18 protein-coding genes are annotated in these 15,948 nt (G+C 38.1%); 1 reads left to right on the forward strand and 17 read right to left on the reverse strand.

The genetic code is table 11. The features are described 5' to 3' along the window. Nucleotides 1-3: 3 nt before the first annotated feature. The 6 genes from resA to SJW71_RS17605 all read right to left on the reverse strand — a co-directional run bounded on the left by resA (nt 4) and on the right by SJW71_RS17605 (nt 5,118). Entirely contained in the window at nt 4-537 is a 534-nt protein-coding gene (resA, locus tag SJW71_RS17580) for a thiol-disulfide oxidoreductase ResA (RefSeq protein ID WP_274796190.1), read from the reverse strand. A gap of 336 nt (nt 538-873) precedes the next feature. Then, nucleotides 874-1,605, reverse strand: coding sequence for a pseudouridine synthase (locus SJW71_RS17585; protein WP_274796189.1), 732 nt, complete (start codon nt 1,603-1,605; stop codon nt 874-876). A 325-nt stretch (nt 1,606-1,930) separates the two neighbouring features. Then, complete coding sequence (locus SJW71_RS17590) at nt 1,931-2,518, reverse strand: hypothetical protein (RefSeq protein WP_431811287.1); 588 nt, start codon at nt 2,516-2,518, stop codon at nt 1,931-1,933. Nucleotides 2,519-2,624: 106 nt separating this feature from the next. Next, the gene (locus tag SJW71_RS17595) at nt 2,625-3,695 is read right to left on the reverse strand and encodes a D-alanyl-D-alanine carboxypeptidase family protein (protein ID WP_341385794.1); all 1,071 of its coding nucleotides are present in this window, start codon (nt 3,693-3,695) and stop codon (nt 2,625-2,627) included. A gap of 78 nt (nt 3,696-3,773) precedes the next feature. After that, on the reverse strand, nt 3,774-4,367 hold the full coding sequence (gene scpB, locus SJW71_RS17600; protein WP_274796186.1) for an SMC-Scp complex subunit ScpB: 594 nt from the start codon (nt 4,365-4,367) through the stop codon (nt 3,774-3,776). After that, a complete protein-coding gene (locus tag SJW71_RS17605; RefSeq protein WP_322610361.1) occupies nt 4,339-5,118 on the reverse strand; it encodes a segregation/condensation protein A in 780 nt (259 codons plus the stop codon). Before SJW71_RS17605 ends, scpB begins: the two co-directional genes overlap by 29 nt. 55 nt (nt 5,119-5,173) lie before the next feature. Here SJW71_RS17605 and SJW71_RS17610 point away from each other — a divergent pair, with 55 nt between their 5' ends. Then, nucleotides 5,174-5,680: a DUF309 domain-containing protein gene (locus SJW71_RS17610; RefSeq protein WP_274796184.1), complete on the forward strand. Its 507-nt coding sequence runs from the start codon at nt 5,174-5,176 to the stop codon at nt 5,678-5,680. On the opposite strand, the gene SJW71_RS17615 is transcribed toward SJW71_RS17610, so the two are convergent. The 11 genes from SJW71_RS17615 to SJW71_RS17665 form a co-directional block, all read right to left on the reverse strand. Next, a complete protein-coding gene (locus tag SJW71_RS17615; protein ID WP_274796183.1) occupies nt 5,677-6,048 on the reverse strand; it encodes a GNAT family N-acetyltransferase in 372 nt (123 codons plus the stop codon). The genes SJW71_RS17610 and SJW71_RS17615 overlap by 4 nt on opposite strands. A gap of 199 nt (nt 6,049-6,247) precedes the next feature. After that, the gene (lysA, locus tag SJW71_RS17620; protein ID WP_274796182.1) at nt 6,248-7,567 is read right to left on the reverse strand and encodes a diaminopimelate decarboxylase; all 1,320 of its coding nucleotides are present in this window, start codon (nt 7,565-7,567) and stop codon (nt 6,248-6,250) included. A 222-nt stretch (nt 7,568-7,789) separates the two neighbouring features. Next, complete coding sequence (locus tag SJW71_RS17625; RefSeq protein ID WP_274796181.1) at nt 7,790-9,244, reverse strand: spore germination protein; 1,455 nt, start codon at nt 9,242-9,244, stop codon at nt 7,790-7,792. Between the two features lie 15 nt (nt 9,245-9,259). Beyond that, complete coding sequence (gene sigF, locus SJW71_RS17630) at nt 9,260-10,051, reverse strand: RNA polymerase sporulation sigma factor SigF (protein ID WP_274796180.1); 792 nt, start codon at nt 10,049-10,051, stop codon at nt 9,260-9,262. 10 nt (nt 10,052-10,061) lie between these two features. Next, nucleotides 10,062-10,502 (reverse strand): anti-sigma F factor, encoded by a 441-nt coding sequence (gene spoIIAB / locus SJW71_RS17635; RefSeq protein ID WP_155590400.1) that lies wholly within the window; start codon nt 10,500-10,502, stop codon nt 10,062-10,064. Next, a complete protein-coding gene (spoIIAA, locus tag SJW71_RS17640; protein WP_004232181.1) occupies nt 10,495-10,848 on the reverse strand; it encodes an anti-sigma F factor antagonist in 354 nt (117 codons plus the stop codon). Before spoIIAA ends, spoIIAB begins: the two co-directional genes overlap by 8 nt. Before the next feature lie 296 nt (nt 10,849-11,144). Then, a complete protein-coding gene (locus SJW71_RS17645; RefSeq protein ID WP_407133187.1) occupies nt 11,145-12,395 on the reverse strand; it encodes a thymidine phosphorylase in 1,251 nt (416 codons plus the stop codon). Nucleotides 12,396-12,408: 13 nt separating this feature from the next. Continuing rightward, complete coding sequence (gene deoB / locus SJW71_RS17650) at nt 12,409-13,590, reverse strand: phosphopentomutase (RefSeq protein ID WP_312505397.1); 1,182 nt, start codon at nt 13,588-13,590, stop codon at nt 12,409-12,411. A 98-nt stretch (nt 13,591-13,688) separates the two neighbouring features. After that, nucleotides 13,689-14,591 (reverse strand): site-specific tyrosine recombinase XerD, encoded by a 903-nt coding sequence (xerD, locus tag SJW71_RS17655; RefSeq protein WP_407133182.1) that lies wholly within the window; start codon nt 14,589-14,591, stop codon nt 13,689-13,691. Nucleotides 14,592-14,823: 232 nt separating this feature from the next. Then, on the reverse strand, nt 14,824-15,285 hold the full coding sequence (locus tag SJW71_RS17660; protein WP_274796176.1) for a Fur family transcriptional regulator: 462 nt from the start codon (nt 15,283-15,285) through the stop codon (nt 14,824-14,826). A gap of 122 nt (nt 15,286-15,407) precedes the next feature. Further along, nucleotides 15,408-15,920 (reverse strand): hypothetical protein, encoded by a 513-nt coding sequence (locus SJW71_RS17665; protein WP_274796175.1) that lies wholly within the window; start codon nt 15,918-15,920, stop codon nt 15,408-15,410. Between the last annotated feature and the right edge of the window lie 28 nt (nt 15,921-15,948).

Genomic DNA, 15,948 nt, shown 5'->3' on the forward strand with positions numbered 1-15,948 from the left:
TCCTTATTTCGGCTTCACTAATTCCATGAACGAAGCGATATTTTCCTCCGTCATTTCACCTGTGATAATTTTCGCTACTTTGCCTTCTGGATCAATTAACACTGTAGCAGGTAATTGACCTACATTGTATGCAGTCATAACACTTTTCGTTTTGTCAATGACTACTGGGAATGATAAATTATAACGATCGACAAAATTCTGCACTTCAAAGTCTGTTTGCGCAATATTAACAGCTAATGTTTGTACACCTTGATCTTTAAACACTTGATACTGATTATCCATCGCAGGCATTTCCTTCTCACAAGGCTTACACCAAGTTCCCCAGAAGTTTAAAAATACCCCTTGTCCTTTATAATCAGACAATTTATGTTTTTCACCATTTAAATCTACTAACGTGAAGTCAGGTGCTTCAGACCCTACTGCCACTAACTCTACTTTTTCCTTTGTTGCTGTTCCATAAACCGTGTACCCAATTGCCAATGCCAGCACGGCTAAAATGACCGTTCGCAGTACGAGTCGCTTTTTCTTTTTCTCCAAGTTAATAAACCCCCTATCAATTACGACATAGCGTAATTTTGTAGACGTGAAGCTTTTACATTTTAAAGACCCAGATAGAACTTTTTCATTTTATTTACGTCTTTAAGTATGTAAAAACTTCTTTCACATGGACGTCAACAATACCAGATTAAAATGTGCTACAGTTCTTTTTATGCAAACTGTTACTAGGTGTACTATTCTCACCTATTATAGCAAAATGATACAAAAACACTTAGCTATTAATTATGAATGATTTATGAACGATTTCACCACAAAGAAAGTGTAAACATTTTTAATACCTTTCGAGGTATCTAACCTTTCTTCAGGGAAGTTCTTTTAATCAAGCTTTCCTGTTTCTGCTAAGACACGCAATTGTTTTACTTCATGCTTTGTCAATTCACGGTATTCACCTGGGGCAAGGCCATATAAATCTAAAAATGCAAAGCGTTCACGCTTTAATTTAACAACAGGAGTACCAATTGCTTCAAACATACGGCGCACTTGGCGATTGCGACCTTCATGAATCGTAATTTCACAAATCGCTTTGCCTGCTTTTTCATCAAAGGATGTCATACTAACCTTAGCTGGTGCTGTCTTACCATCCTCTAATTTAATCCCTCTTTGAAGCTTTTTAAGCCCTTCAATTGTTGGAACACCTTTGACACGAGCGATATACGTTTTATCAATTTTAAACTTTGGATGTGTCAGCATATAGGAAAATTCTCCATCATTTGTCAATAACAATAATCCAGATGTATCATAATCAAGACGACCAACTGGGAAAATACGTTGCGGAATATGATGAAATAAATCTGTGACAGTTTTGCGTCCTTTATCATCTGTTACAGCTGAAATTGTGCCACGTGGTTTATATAGTAAGAAATAAACCTTATCTTCCTTTTCAAGTTTCACACCTTCTACTTCAATTGTATCGGAATTAGATACCTTTGTTCCTAACTCACGAACAACTTCACCGTTTACTTTTACTTTACCTTCTAAAATCAATTGCTCTGCCTTTCGCCTTGAGGCAACTCCTGCATAGGCAATGACTTTTTGTAATCTTTCCATTTTTTCACCTCTAGTTTTCTTTCACATTGACACTTTCGTCACCATTCGATTTTAACCTCATGAATAGGGTTATTTTTCCCGCCAATCTGTGAAAATTATGTCATACTTTTAAGCATTATTAAAGAAAAACAAATTTCACATTTGTTATTAGAGTATTCGTAATTATCTATCTTCTGTTCATTCACCAAATTAAGGAAAAACTTTTTTATCAGTCCTAGATAGTAGTATGCTCTTTTTACCAGAAAGCAAATCGTTCCTAAAAAATGTTTATATAAACTATTTGTACTTCCTTTTTTCTAACAAAAAAAGCTACCACACGGCAGCTTTATTCAAACACATTTTCAATTGTTAATCCACGTTGATTTAACTCAAAGGAAATAAAGTTTTTTGCTAGCATCAATTTAGTCGATGTAGGTTCTTCAATTGTGGAACCATCTTTTAATGTAAATACCAGTCGCTCAGGCTTTGTCGCTCCATCTTTTTTTACATTTACTTGCTCAGCTTTCACTATTTCTTCCCAGGCGACAAAATCCTCTTTTAAACTAAAAAATTGATTCATATGAATACCATTTGAATCCATTACTTTATAGTGATTAAAGCTCAAGGCAATGAAGATTAAAGCAATTAAAAAGGAAGTAATCAGTATACCACGTTGAATACTTTTACCTTTTTTAGTTTCAGGTATGATCAAATAATTTATTAATAGTGCTAGTGCCATGAACAATAATGCGGCCATAAATATTAAATAAGCTTGCAAGTACGGTTCAAAATAATAAACCTCTTTTGGTCGATAAAACCACTCTTGAATCGGAAATAGTAGAATGACAGGGATAATTAAACTTGATAAGAACAATACAATGATTATCCCTAATTGAATCTGTCTACTATTTGTTTCAACAGAAACACTCCTCAAATATTCCTCCCCCTTTTTTAGAAAATTAAGACTATTAACCTCATTATCATATTACCAAATTTACCCTCAATTAATCAATTAATGTAAAAAATCAGCGTCTCGTTTTTCAACGATTCGCTGATTCAACTTTTACAGGTGTAGCATAAATACGGTCTTCCCCAATAAAGATTGACAAGACAGCTTCCTTACGTTTCCTTGAAACATGTAGAACTTGCCGTACTTGCTCTTTTTCTTCTTTATTTAATTGTAGGCGTATAGGCTGTTCTAAACGAATCGCCAATTTCTTATTAACGTTGTATTTCCCTTTTTTCACTACTGTTTCAAGACTATAATCTTGCCATACTTTATTGGATAGTCCTCGATGAACATTCCAATCATCTGATTCATTTAATGTTACGACAATACAAGTTTGCCCGTCCTTTTGAAAGGCGGTCGCAAGTGTACGCCCAGCAACCTTTGTAAAGCCTGTTTTACCAGCAAAGGCCGTACCTGTGGCTGATTTTAAAGAACTGACAGGCTGCTCCGTTTCATCATCAATGTCTGCAGCCATCCCTGAGCCTTCTCTTAATAAACGATGTTTATTTTCCCACAGCATTCCGTTTACCGTATCCGCCCGATAAAGAACAGTTGAAGCAATTTTCTCAAAGGTTTTATTTTGCAGGGCAATTCTTAACATCTCTGCAGTATCCCTTGCAGACGATAAATGTTCTTCATGATGAAGGCCAGATGGATTCATAAAAACTGTATTAGAAAGACCCGCAATTACAGCTCTTTCATTCATTAATTTAACAAAGCCCTCCACAGACCCCCCCACATGCTCTGCTAAAGCTGTGGCAGCATCATTACCTGAACGTAACATTAAACCATATAATAACGTTTCTACTGTCACCGTTTCGCCAGCCTGCAAATAAATGGAACTGCCTTCAGACATAGCAGCTTTCGGTGAAATAACAACTTCATCTTGGAGATCACTATTTTCGATTGCCACCAGCGCCGTCCAAATTTTCGTTAAGCTAGCAATAGGTAATCGCGCATCGCTGTTAGATCCTATTAAAACACGTCCTGTTTCTCCATCTAAGACAGCATAGCCACTTCCACCTCTTGCATAGCTGGTTTGTGGGAGCATTACCATTAGCAAAATAATCATAAACAGTGTAAAACGAAATAACCGAAGCAACTAGCCACTCCTTATTCAATATGATAGGAAAATATAGATTTATATTTTTGTCGAAGGCTAGGCATTATACCTAACAAATTACTTTGAACCACTAAACGTCTCTTGAAATTTAGTCATAAATAAATCTGTTTCTTGTTCAGTTTCCATAAGGTCTTCATCAGGTAGAGGTGGCATTTCATCAATACTATTCAAACCAAAATAATGTAAAAATTCTTTAGTTGTCCCGTATAAAATGGCACGTCCAGTTCCCTCAGAGCGCCCTACCTCTTTAATTAATCCTCGTGAAACTAATGTTTGGATTGGTCGTTCACACTTCACACCACGTAAATCCTCTATTGCCACACGGGTAATTGGTTGTTTATAAGCTACTATCGCTAATACTTCGAGTGAGGCTTGGGATAAAGATTGGGCCGTTGGGTTCTCTACTAATCTTTGAATCGTATCAGCAAACTCTGATTTTGTAATTAACTGATAAACGCCCGCAATTTCTTTTACAGTGATTCCTCTAGTTAAATCCTCGTCATAAGCTTCTCTCAAGGCACTCATCGCCTGAACAATGAGCTCTTCCTGTTCCCCTAAAAGTTGTGATAATTGTTTAATCGTTAAGCCATCATCTCCAACAACGAATAATAAGGCTTCAATTCTACTCTGTAACATCAATGTTTTCGTCATCTTCCCATTCCTCCTTCTGTAAGGTAACAGTTAAATCTTCAAAGTTACCATCTTGCTCTACGATGACGACCTGTCGTTTCATCAATTCAAGAAGGGATACAAACGTCAGAATAAGTGTCGGCTTATCTTCATAGGGAAAAAGCTCGAAAAATGATGCACGTCCACCTGTTGATCGTAAAGAATCAACAACTGAACGCATTTGATCTTTTACTGATCGTTCCTGTCTAGCAATTGTTGTTTTTAAAGGTTTCTTCAATTTTTTTCGGCGCATTAATTTTTGGAATGCGCCAAGCATGTCATAAATATTGACATTTAAATCAAACAAAGCCATTTGTTCATCTGAGGCTAAACCTGTTAAATCAGCAGGTGGCCTAGTAAATACCTGCGATCGGTCAGTTTCAAGTTCTTGCAAATTGCTGGCAGCTTCTTTGTATTTTTTATATTCGATTAGTCGTTGCACCAGTTCTTCACGCGGGTCAGGTCCATCCACTTCTAATTCTGCGTCTTCCATTTCTCCTTCATGAATAGGCAAAAGCATACGACTTTTAATAGCCAGCAATGTTGCTGCCATCACTAAATATTCACTCGCTTCATTTAACTCCAGTACTTGCATAGCATGTATATGGTCGATATATTGTTGTGTAATTTCAGCCATTGGGATATCATAGATATCAATTTCCAATCTGTGAATTAAATGCAATAATAGATCAAGAGGCCCCGAAAAGGCATCTAGTTTTACTTCATAAGACATTATTTTACCACCCTGTGATTCTATGTTCTTTTAGTATAGAGGAAAGGAGTCCAAAATGCATCCACAGCATCATACTTTATTTATAGATTACTGTGCATATTTTAATGGCAATCAGGATTTTTTTGAATGCCATGAAGTGCTTGAGGAATATTGGAAGAAAATTGCACCAGGTGATAAATTGCATCCTTTAGTCGGCTATGTGCAGCTTGCAACAGGTTTCTATCATTGGCGACGTGGTAACAATACTGGCGCTGTCCGAATTTTAGAAAAGGCACTTCATAATTTCAAAAAAAATGAAGGTCATATTTTTTTCCAGGAAATTGATTATCATCAACTCCTAACACAAGTAACAACAACCTTATCTGCCATTAAAGCAGGCAAGTCCTTTCAAGCTTTTCAACTCCCTCTTTCAGCAAGTTTACTGGAGTTAACCATAACACGTATACAGCTTTTGCCTTCTAGTAGCTCAACCTATCTTCTTCATAAACATATGCTACGAGATCGCTCACATATTCTTGCAGAGCGACAAGAAAGCAAACAAAGAAAAAGCAGACGTTGTTAATCGTCTGCTTTTTCATCGATACAATGGATACATTTTTGAACGAAGCTTCGTGTTTCATCCGTAGCGCGTACACTTTCATATTGGCCAAGTTCCGCTACTTCCTGAAGCATTTCCGTTGCTACACCCTCGCCCCTATAGGAGGGAACAACTGATACATGCTGGATTGTAGCCGTGTTATCCTCATCGATTACAAGCCCTACAATACCAACATATTCATCATTCTTTTTCCATAAATATAAAACCCAATGATCATCATTTTCATAGGAGTGGATGGTCTCTGTAAGCTTTTTTACGTCTTTTTCGTTAGGCATAAATGAAAGTAGCCCCATTGCTATTTTCTCTAAAGCTTTTTTATATCGAATTAACATATTTGTCTATTCCCTCTTTTTCTAGCTGTACATAATCTTTGACTATCCTACACGATTTGTACTTTTACCGCAAGCCAATTTCTGTCTTACGAACCAGGTCCGAGAATACCTTTAGATGCCAACACCCAATAGACAACGCCCCACAACAAAATAAAAGTTGAAATCGACGCTAGCAATACCCATTTATTTTTCCTCAAATTTACTCACCCTTTTTTAAAGTTAGCGGGAGATCGTTTTGCACAATATCTTCATAACTTTCACGGCGAATAGCTAGTTGATGCTGTCCATTCTCTACAAACACAACAGCCGGTCTAGGTACACGGTTATAGTTACTAGCCATTGAATAACCATAGGCACCAGTACAGAAAATAGCTAAGATATCACCTGAAGCTGCATCTTGGAGTTTAGCATCAATAATTAATTTATCGCCAGATTCACATAATTTACCAGCAACTGTATAAAGTTCATTTTTTGGCGCATTTGCTTTACTTGCAATGACAGCCTCATACTTAGCATCATATAATGCCGGGCGGATATTATCACTCATTCCACCATCAACAGCAATATATTTTCGCACATCTGGCACTGTTTTTTGTGAACCGATTGTATAAAGAGATGTTCCTGCATCACCTACAAGCGATCGACCTGGTTCAATCCAAATTTCTGGCATTTTCAGTCCAAGTACAGTTGCTTTATTTTTTACAACTGTAATCATATCCTCTACATATACTTGTGGTTCAAGCGGTGCATCTTCTTCAGTATAACGAATACCAAAGCCCCCACCTAAGTTTAACACAGTACACGTAAAATCGTGAGCCTTGTTCCAATCAGAAATTTTGTCAATCAACTTTTCTCCAGCTAAGCCAAAGCCAGCAGTGTCAAAAATTTGTGAGCCGATATGGCAATGTAAGCCTAATAGCTCTAGGAATTCATGATTAAATGTTTGTTGGAATGCTTCATCCGCTTGGCCATTGTTTAAGTCAAAGCCAAATTTTGAATCTGCTTGACCTGTCGTAATGAAATCATGCGTATGTGCTTCAACCCCTGGTGTAACACGTAATAAAATACGCATTTTTTGCTGACGGCGCTCCGAAATTTCTTTTAAAAGCTGTATTTCATAGAAATTATCTACAACAATACATCCAATTTTGGAGTCAAAAGCTAGCTCTAATTCAGCAATGCTTTTATTATTGCCATGGAAATGAATGCGCTCAGCTGGGAATCCTGCCTTTAAAGCTGTAAATAATTCTCCACCTGATACCACATCCAATGATAAATTTTCTTCTGCTGCTAATTGATACACCGCTACACATGCAAATGCTTTTGAAGCATATGCTACTTCTGCTTTTACGCCCAATTTTTTAAACGTATCGATAAAGCTACGTGCACGCTTACGAATAAGTGCAGTATCATACACGAAAAGTGGTGTACCATACTCTTTTGCTAAGTCTAGTGTGTCTACCTGTCCAATTGTTAAATGACCATCTTCAGATACCGCTTGTGTTCCATATAAATGCATGTGCATCTCTCCCTTTTCACATCGTTCCATCTTGTTATTTTTACGCATTGATAGCGAAATTGTACCTTCAAATAAACGTACACCATCAAATAATTATTTCCACTAAGCAAGAAAATGTAAATGTATAATACTTACTTTTTCTTGAATGAAAATAATTTTTGCAAAAATCACAAAATACTATATGTGAACTTTATCACATGAAAAAAACGAGTGCAACGGCTCCTATGATCTTTTTCGCTGTTTGGAAGCGACTACATAAGGTCTTAATGCATCCGCAGTCATTGGGAAGCGAATAATGACACGTAGCATTGCCTTTGGAAAGAATGGAACTAGCGGCCATAAATAAGGTGCCTGCATTGGTCGCAATGAACATAAATACGTAAACAATAAAAATAATCCAATAAATAATCCGTTGACACCCCATATACCTGTCATAATCAATAACATCAACCTAAAAATTTTGATTGAGATACTGAGCTCATACGACGGGATAATGAAAATAAGAATAGCAGCAACAGCTGTATAGAGCACAACCTCTGAAGAAAACAATCCTACATCAATGGCAATTTGACCAATAATCACTCCCGCAACCAATCCCATCGCAGTAGATAATGGTGAGGGAGTATGAATGGCGGCCATCCTTAGAAACTCAATACCTATATCGGCAATCAGAATTTGCAGCAATAAGGGTACATGTGATTTTTCCTCAATACCTAAAAAGGATAGGGCATCAGGAAGTAACGATTCATTCGTTGCAAATACATACCACAATGGTAGTAAAAGTAAACCCATTACAGAGCCAAAATACCGCATTAGACGTACAAAAGTTCCAACAGTTGGCGCCTGTCTATACTCTTCTGCGTGCTGTAATAAATGAAACATCGTAACAGGCACAAGAATAACCGATGGAGAGGTATCTACCACTATGGCTATATGTCCTTCAAGTAGATGAGCTGCTGCAATATCCGGCCTTTCCGTATAACGTACAAATGGAACTGGATGAAACTTCTGCTTAAAAAGCCATTCTTCTAGCGATTTATCGGCCATCGTCAGGCCATCATGATTAATTTGTCCAAGACGCTGTCGTAATCCTTCGAGCATATCTTCATTGGCAACATCCTTCATAAATGCAATCGCGACGTCAGTTTGGCCGATTTTTGATATTTTATGTAGCTCGAAACGTAAATTACTATTGCGAATTCGTCTACGAATTAAAGCCGTATTCTGCATTATTCCTTCCGTAAAACCATCCCTCGAACCTCGGATAACCTTTTCATTGTCAGGCTCCTCTGGTGAACGACCCGGGTAGTTTCTCAACTCGGCAACAAAGCAATAGCCCCCTTTAGTAATAAAGGTTACTTGTCCACTTAAAATGGATAGTAAATAGGCTTTACGCTCTGTTTCCTCTGAACGTCCATGGAAATTAAAATAGGACTCAAAATATTCTTTCTCATCCTCAACATCAATTTCAATGTCCGAGTCCTCATCTGGGAGCATGCTAGAGAGTAATTGTGTTAAAGCTTCCCCGTCCACAAGTCCGCTAATATAGGCACAAAGGACCGGCAAATCTTTGACAAATAAGTGTTTGACACAAACGTCAAATGATTCGCCGTCACCAAAATGTTCTATAAGAAAATCTTCGGCTTCTTCTAAGCTGTTAAATAATTTATTTGTCATGCTGTCACCATTTTCTTAGATGTCTTTTTTCATTACTTCTTGCTCCACTGTTGCACTTGTCGCCATCCAACTTTTCAGCTGGGCGAGGATTTTTTTCTCTAAACGGGATACTTGTACCTGAGATATTCCAAGTCTAGTCGCAATTTCAGTTTGCGTGCAATCTGAAAAATAGCGTAAATAAATAATAGACTGCTCCCTCGGCTCAAGTCTCGTGAGTACTTCTTTCAATGGAATATAGTCAAATGGTTGTTCTGATTTTTCATCTTTCATTTGATCCATCAATGTAATGGAATCCCCTTCGCTTTCATACAATTGCTCGTGGAGAGATGCTGGATCTCTTAGCGCATCAGAAGCTGTGACAATTTCTTCAGCTGTAACACCAAGCACCTGAGCAAGCTCTTGAATAGTCGGTGGATGTTCATTCTTTTTAATAAATTCTTCTGTAGCATGACGGATTTTAAAGTTTAGCTCACGAATCGAGCGACTCACCTTCACCATGCCATCATCCCTTAAAAAGCGTTGAATTTCTCCGATGATCATTGGTACTGCATAGGTTGAAAACTTCACATCATAGGTTAAATCAAATTTATCCACAGATTTCATGAGCCCTATGCAGCCAATCTGAAATAAATCCTCGAGTTCAACACCCCTTGTTGTAAAACGTTGAACGATGGACCACACAAGCCTCGTATTACCTTCTACCATTCGTTTACGAGCCTCATGATCGCCCTGCTGTGCACGTGCAATTAGATCACGCATTTCCTCCTGAGACAATAGCTTATCGGACGACTGTTCTAACGGCTTCACTGTCTCAACCTCACATTACCGCTGTGCGAACTGTATAAAATTTCTTCGTAAACGTTACAGTTGTTCCTTCTTGCCATTTAGACATAACTGTTAGCTGATCCGAAAAACTATCCATAATAGTAAAGCCCATACCTGAGCGTTCCATTGCACTTTTCGTTGTAAATAACGGCTCCATTGCTCGACTAACGTCTTCAATTCCTACCCCTTTATCCATGACAGATACTGTTACAATATCATCCTCACGTTTTGCATGAACTGTAACAACACCCTTACCATTTTCTTCATAGCCATGAATAATGGCATTGGAAACCGCTTCTGAGACAACTGTTTTAAATTCTGATAACTCATCAATTGTTGGGTCTAATTGTGCAATAAAGCCTGTAACAGCCACACGTGCCAAGGCTTCATTTTCACTAAGTGCTAAAAAAGTTAATGTCATTTCGTTATCCATTTACAATCCCCCTTACGCGATCAATCGCTTGTTCCTCTGTTGCATCCATCATCCACGGCCCTAAACCTGAAAATTGAAATACTTTTCGCATCGTTGGCGATGGATTCAATAAAATAGTTCGCCCAGCAACTGCTTCTAACTCTCGCATACGACCAAGCACTAATCCAACTCCTGAACTATCCATAAAAGATAGGCCTTCTAAGTTCCAAATGATGGTCGTCACAGTGCCTTGAAAAATTGCTGCAGAAATTTTTGCTCGAATTTGTTCTACTGCATGATGATCGAGCTCCCCAAACAAACGTATAACGACTGTCTCTCTTGTGACCATTTCTAATTGATAATGCATGAACATCGCCTCCTTCTCGTGCAATTCCACATTCAATACGGTGAATCCTTGCGGCTGACAGAACTAGTGCAAAGTCTTCCGAAATAGTGTCTAATCGACATACTTATAGCTTTTTAGGTTAAGTGCAGTATGGGATAAATCTACATTTTTTAAACGCAACTCATTCTTAAACTTCAATTGTTCTATTCTTTAATTTGTCTGTCTTCTAAGCTCAATCCATCTATTTGATTGTTCTTTCCTTAAAACACAAAAAAGCGAGAACTCTCTAAAAGTGAGAGCTCTCGCTAAACTAACATTTATACAATTGTATAAGCTTTTTGTACTTTATTAATTGTTTCTTCGTCAATTGGATTATTTGAGTATAGATAAGCAATGGTATCACCATTGTTAACATGATCGCCTTTTTTAGCAATCAACTGAATTCCTGCATCATAATCAAGTTCAGATTCCTTCGTTAAACGTCCAGCTCCTAAACCGACACTCGCTTCACCAACTAATAGGGCATTAATTGTTTCCACCGTACCCTCTGTAATTGCTGTTACCGCTACTTTATAAGCTGTGTCATTTTGAACAATATCAGAGACTACTCCACCTTGTGCGACAATAAACTCCTCAAATTTTGCAGCGGCCGAACCATCCGCAAGCACACGCTTAACAGCTGCAGTTGCTTCTGCTTCCTTTACACCAGCGGCAACTTGATACATTAAGGAGGCAATGACGACACATTCATCGACTAAATCTTCATGTGTTTCTTCTAACTGTCCTTTTAATAAAGCATAGGCTTCTACGACCTCAAGCTTATTACCAATCATTTTACCTAGTGGGTTATCCATATCGCTAATATGTGCAACCACTTTACGTCCTAGTTTTTCTCCAATAGCTGTCATTGTATCCGCTAAAAGCTGTGCTTCTTCTTGTGTCTTCATAAAGGCACCAGATCCACATTTAACATCTAATACAATACCATCGGCACCACTTGCAATTTTTTTACTCATGATTGATGCAGCGATTAATGGTATAGAATCAACCGTACCTGTTACATCTCGAAGGGCATACAACTTTTTATCAGCTGGCACTAGATTACCTGTTTGACCAGCTACTGCAATTTTATGTCGATTGACATTATCAATGAACTCTTGTGAGGAAAGCTCTGTTTTCAAGCCTTTAATCGATTCTAGTTTATCGATTGTACCTCCAGTAATACCTAGACCTTTACCACTAAATTTAGCCACAGGAATTCCTAGGGAAGCAATAATTGGTGTAACAACAAGTGTAACCTTATCACCAACTCCTCCTGTTGAGTGCTTATCAATTTTAAAGCCTTCAATGGATGTTAAATCAATAACATCACCTGATTCGATCATGGCCTTTGTTAAATAAAATGTTTCATCATCAGACATACCTAATAAGCGTATTGCCATTAACAGTGAACTTGCTTGATAATCTGGGATTGAACCTGTCGTATAGCCTTCAACAAAATACTGAATTTCAGCTTGAGATAGCTCTAATCCTTGTTTTTTCTTTTCAAACAGTTGAACCATATTCATACGAATAACCCCCTTATTTCAAATCCTGTAAGAAACTTTTGCCGAATGGTGGTGCTTCTACATGAAAGTTTTCAGCAACTGTTGCTGCAATATCCGCAAACGTTTCACGAAGTGCAAGTTCTGCTCCTCCGTTGAAGCGTGGTGAATAGACAATTAACGGTACATATTCACGCGTATGATCTGTTCCATGGAAGGTTGGATCATTTCCGTGATCAGCTGTAATAATTAATAAATCTTCTTCTGACATCGCTTCCAAAATTTCTGGTAAACGTGCGTCAAACTCTTGTAATGCCTGTCCATATCCTAATGGATCACGACGATGGCCAAAATTGGCGTCAAAGTCTACTAAATTTAAGAAGCTCATACCACGGAAGTCACGGCGTACAACCTCTGCAAATCGATCCATACCATCCATATTATTTTTTGTACGAACGGCATCTGTAACACCTTCACCGTTGAAAATATCAGAGATTTTTCCAATAGCAATTACATCTAACCCTGCATCCCTCAAAACATTCATCGTTGTACGGCCAAATGGCTTTAATGCATAGTCATGTCGATTGGAAGTACGAGTAAAGTTTCCTGGTGTACCAACAAATGGACGTGCAATAACGCGCCCTACTAAATATTCAGGCTGTAATGTTAATTCACGAGCAATTTCACATATTTTATATAATTCTTCTAATGGAATGATTTCCTCATGTGCAGCAATTTGTAAAACAGGATCTGCCGACGTATAGACAATAATCGCACCTGTTTCCATATGCTCCTTACCAAAGTCTTCAATGACTTGTGTACCACTTGCCGGTTGATTGCACAGCACTTTACGACCTGTACGCTTCTCTATCTCAGAAATAAGCTCAGCTGGAAACCCTTCTGGATACACCTTAAATGGTTTATCGATATTTAACCCCATGATTTCCCAATGACCAGTCATCGTATCTTTACCAACAGATGCTTCTTGCATTTTACCGTAGTATGCTTTTGGTTCCTTAACTGGATGCATGCCTTGCAATGATTCAATATTTGCTAAACCAAAGGACTCCATCACTGGCATTGTAAGCCCATTCATTTTTTCAGCGATATGTCCTAGTGTATGTGCACCAACATCACCAAAATTTGCAGCGTCCGGTGCTTCACCAATACCTACGGAATCCATGACAACAACATGGATTTTGTTAAACGGTTTATTCATAATGGTTGCCTCCTAATCTCATGACTCTATTTTACCAAAAAAAAGCTAAAAATAAAGGTCAGACATCCGACTAAAAAATATTTTTCCTTTTAGAAGTGTTAAGCTCGTGGATGGAATTGCTTATAAACCTCAGATAATCGGGTTTTACTAATATGTGTATAAATCTGCGTAGTAGAAATATCTGCATGGCCAAGCATTTCCTGCACCGCTCGTAAATCGGCTCCATTTTCAACCAGATGAGTAGCAAAGGAATGTCGCAATGTATGTGGTGTTAACTCATGTTGGATGCCTGCCTTTAATGCATGCTCCTTCATTAATTTCCAACAACCCTGCCTTGTTAAACGTTTCCCTCTTTGATTAATAAAAAACGCATCTGTTTTTGGATGCTTTCCTTGTAATTGACCACGAGCACCGTTTAAATAGGCATTAATGGCTGATAGTGCATTTTTGCCAAGTGGAATAATCCTTTCCTTTCCACCCTTCCCAAATACACGTACAAAGCCCATTGTTAAATGAATATCGGCTAAGTCCAACGCAATAAGTTCACTGATGCGCATACCTGAGCCATATAATAACTCTAGCATTGCTAGATCACGTATACCTTGTGGTTTACTACGATTTGGAGCTGTTAGTAAAGCTTCAATTTCTTCGATAGATAGGATATTCGGCAATTTTTGCTCTATGGTTGGCATTTCCAAATGAACCGTTGGATCTGTTTCAGCACGCTTTTCTCGCAGTAAAAATTGGTGAAAGCTCCGAATAGAGGAGATATGACGAGCAACGGTACGGCTTGTCTTGCCTTGTGCCCGCAATTGCTCTAAATGCCGTAATATGGTTGTTCGTTCCACACGGCTAAAATCAGTCATCCCCTCTGCCTCCTGTAAAAAATGCACATAGCTTTCTAAATCTCGGCGATAGGATGCTAATGTATTATCAGATAACTGCCTTTCCACCTGGATAAAATGGATATAGTCCTCTACTGCATATTGAAACTCATTCATCACAACGCCCCCTCACTGTCAATTATTCTCTATTTTAGCACGGCAAAAAGAAATGTGCTAAAGCACCCTCCATTCGACATAATTCAACCCATGTCGTTACATCGTAAGTTCAGAAATTCGGGTTAGCCTAAAAGCTAATCTTCCCAATCATTGCTTTCTACTGAATCAAGATAAAACAAAAAACTGCCTATTTCAATCTATACTAAAGATTAAAACAGACAGTTTTTCGTTATTAGTCTTCATTCGTTTCGTCGTTCTTATCATGACAGCGCCAGCATATGCCGTGGAAAGTTAGTCGGTGATCTTTGATGATAAAGTTCCAACGTTTTTCAACTACGGCTTCCACATCTTCAAGCAAATCTTCTTGAATTTCATCAACAGCACCACATTCGATACAAACAAGATGATGGTGGAAATGGGCAGCTCCCTCTTGGCGTAAGTCATAGCGCGATACGCCATCGCCAAAGTTGATTTTGTCGACAATTTTGAGCTCAGTTAATAATTCTAACGTTCTATAAACAGTAGCTAGACCAATCTCTGGTGCTTTTTCTTTTACTAAAAGGTATACATCCTCAGCACTTAGGTGGTCCTCTTCGTGCTCAAGCAAGACAGCAACTGTCGCTTCTCGCTGCGGCGTCAGCTTGTAACTAGCACTATGCAACTGTTTTTTTATACGATCAATTCGGCTCTCCATGTGACGCCCCCCTAAACTCTTTCCATTATACCAAAGGAGTAAATCCTATTACAAGATAGTGAATAGATTTCTAACAAGCTTCTATTTTTTTATCTGATCTCAATTTATGTCCATTCAATTCATCATTTTAACACATAAGAAATAACAATAAACTCTGCAACTATTATGATGAAAAATGCGATAAAATTCAACAAAATTGTCCGACCAGATACTTGTTTCCCGATTTTTCGCTTTGACCAAGCAGGTACAAGTAAATTGCATAGGACTAGCAACAATATACAATAGATGAGCTGAAATGGAAACCACCAAATCGTATAAAGCCAAAAAGCTTCAAGTTTTTGTAATAAAAAAACCGAGCTAAAGCCAAAAAAAGTGGCACGCATAGCTACAGTCACACGTACTAAAACCTTTAAAACGCTATGTGTCGCTAGTAGCAAAACAAGGCCTATGGAAATAGCAACAGGTAAAACTAAACGAAAAATGGATTGCCTGTCCTCATCTGCTAAACGAGGCTCTATAAATAAAATAAATGGTTCCGCTTTCGGTCCACCAATAATATGAAAGAAGATAACACCACAAACGAAACTTACCGCAATGATGGAAGCGTGATAAAATATAGACACCGTACGAGACATAAACATGCTCCTTTTCTATCAAGGTTTG

It is taken from the genome of Lysinibacillus sp. FW12 (genome assembly GCF_050817245.1).
Taxonomy (GTDB): domain Bacteria; phylum Bacillota; class Bacilli; order Bacillales_A; family Planococcaceae; genus Lysinibacillus; species Lysinibacillus irui.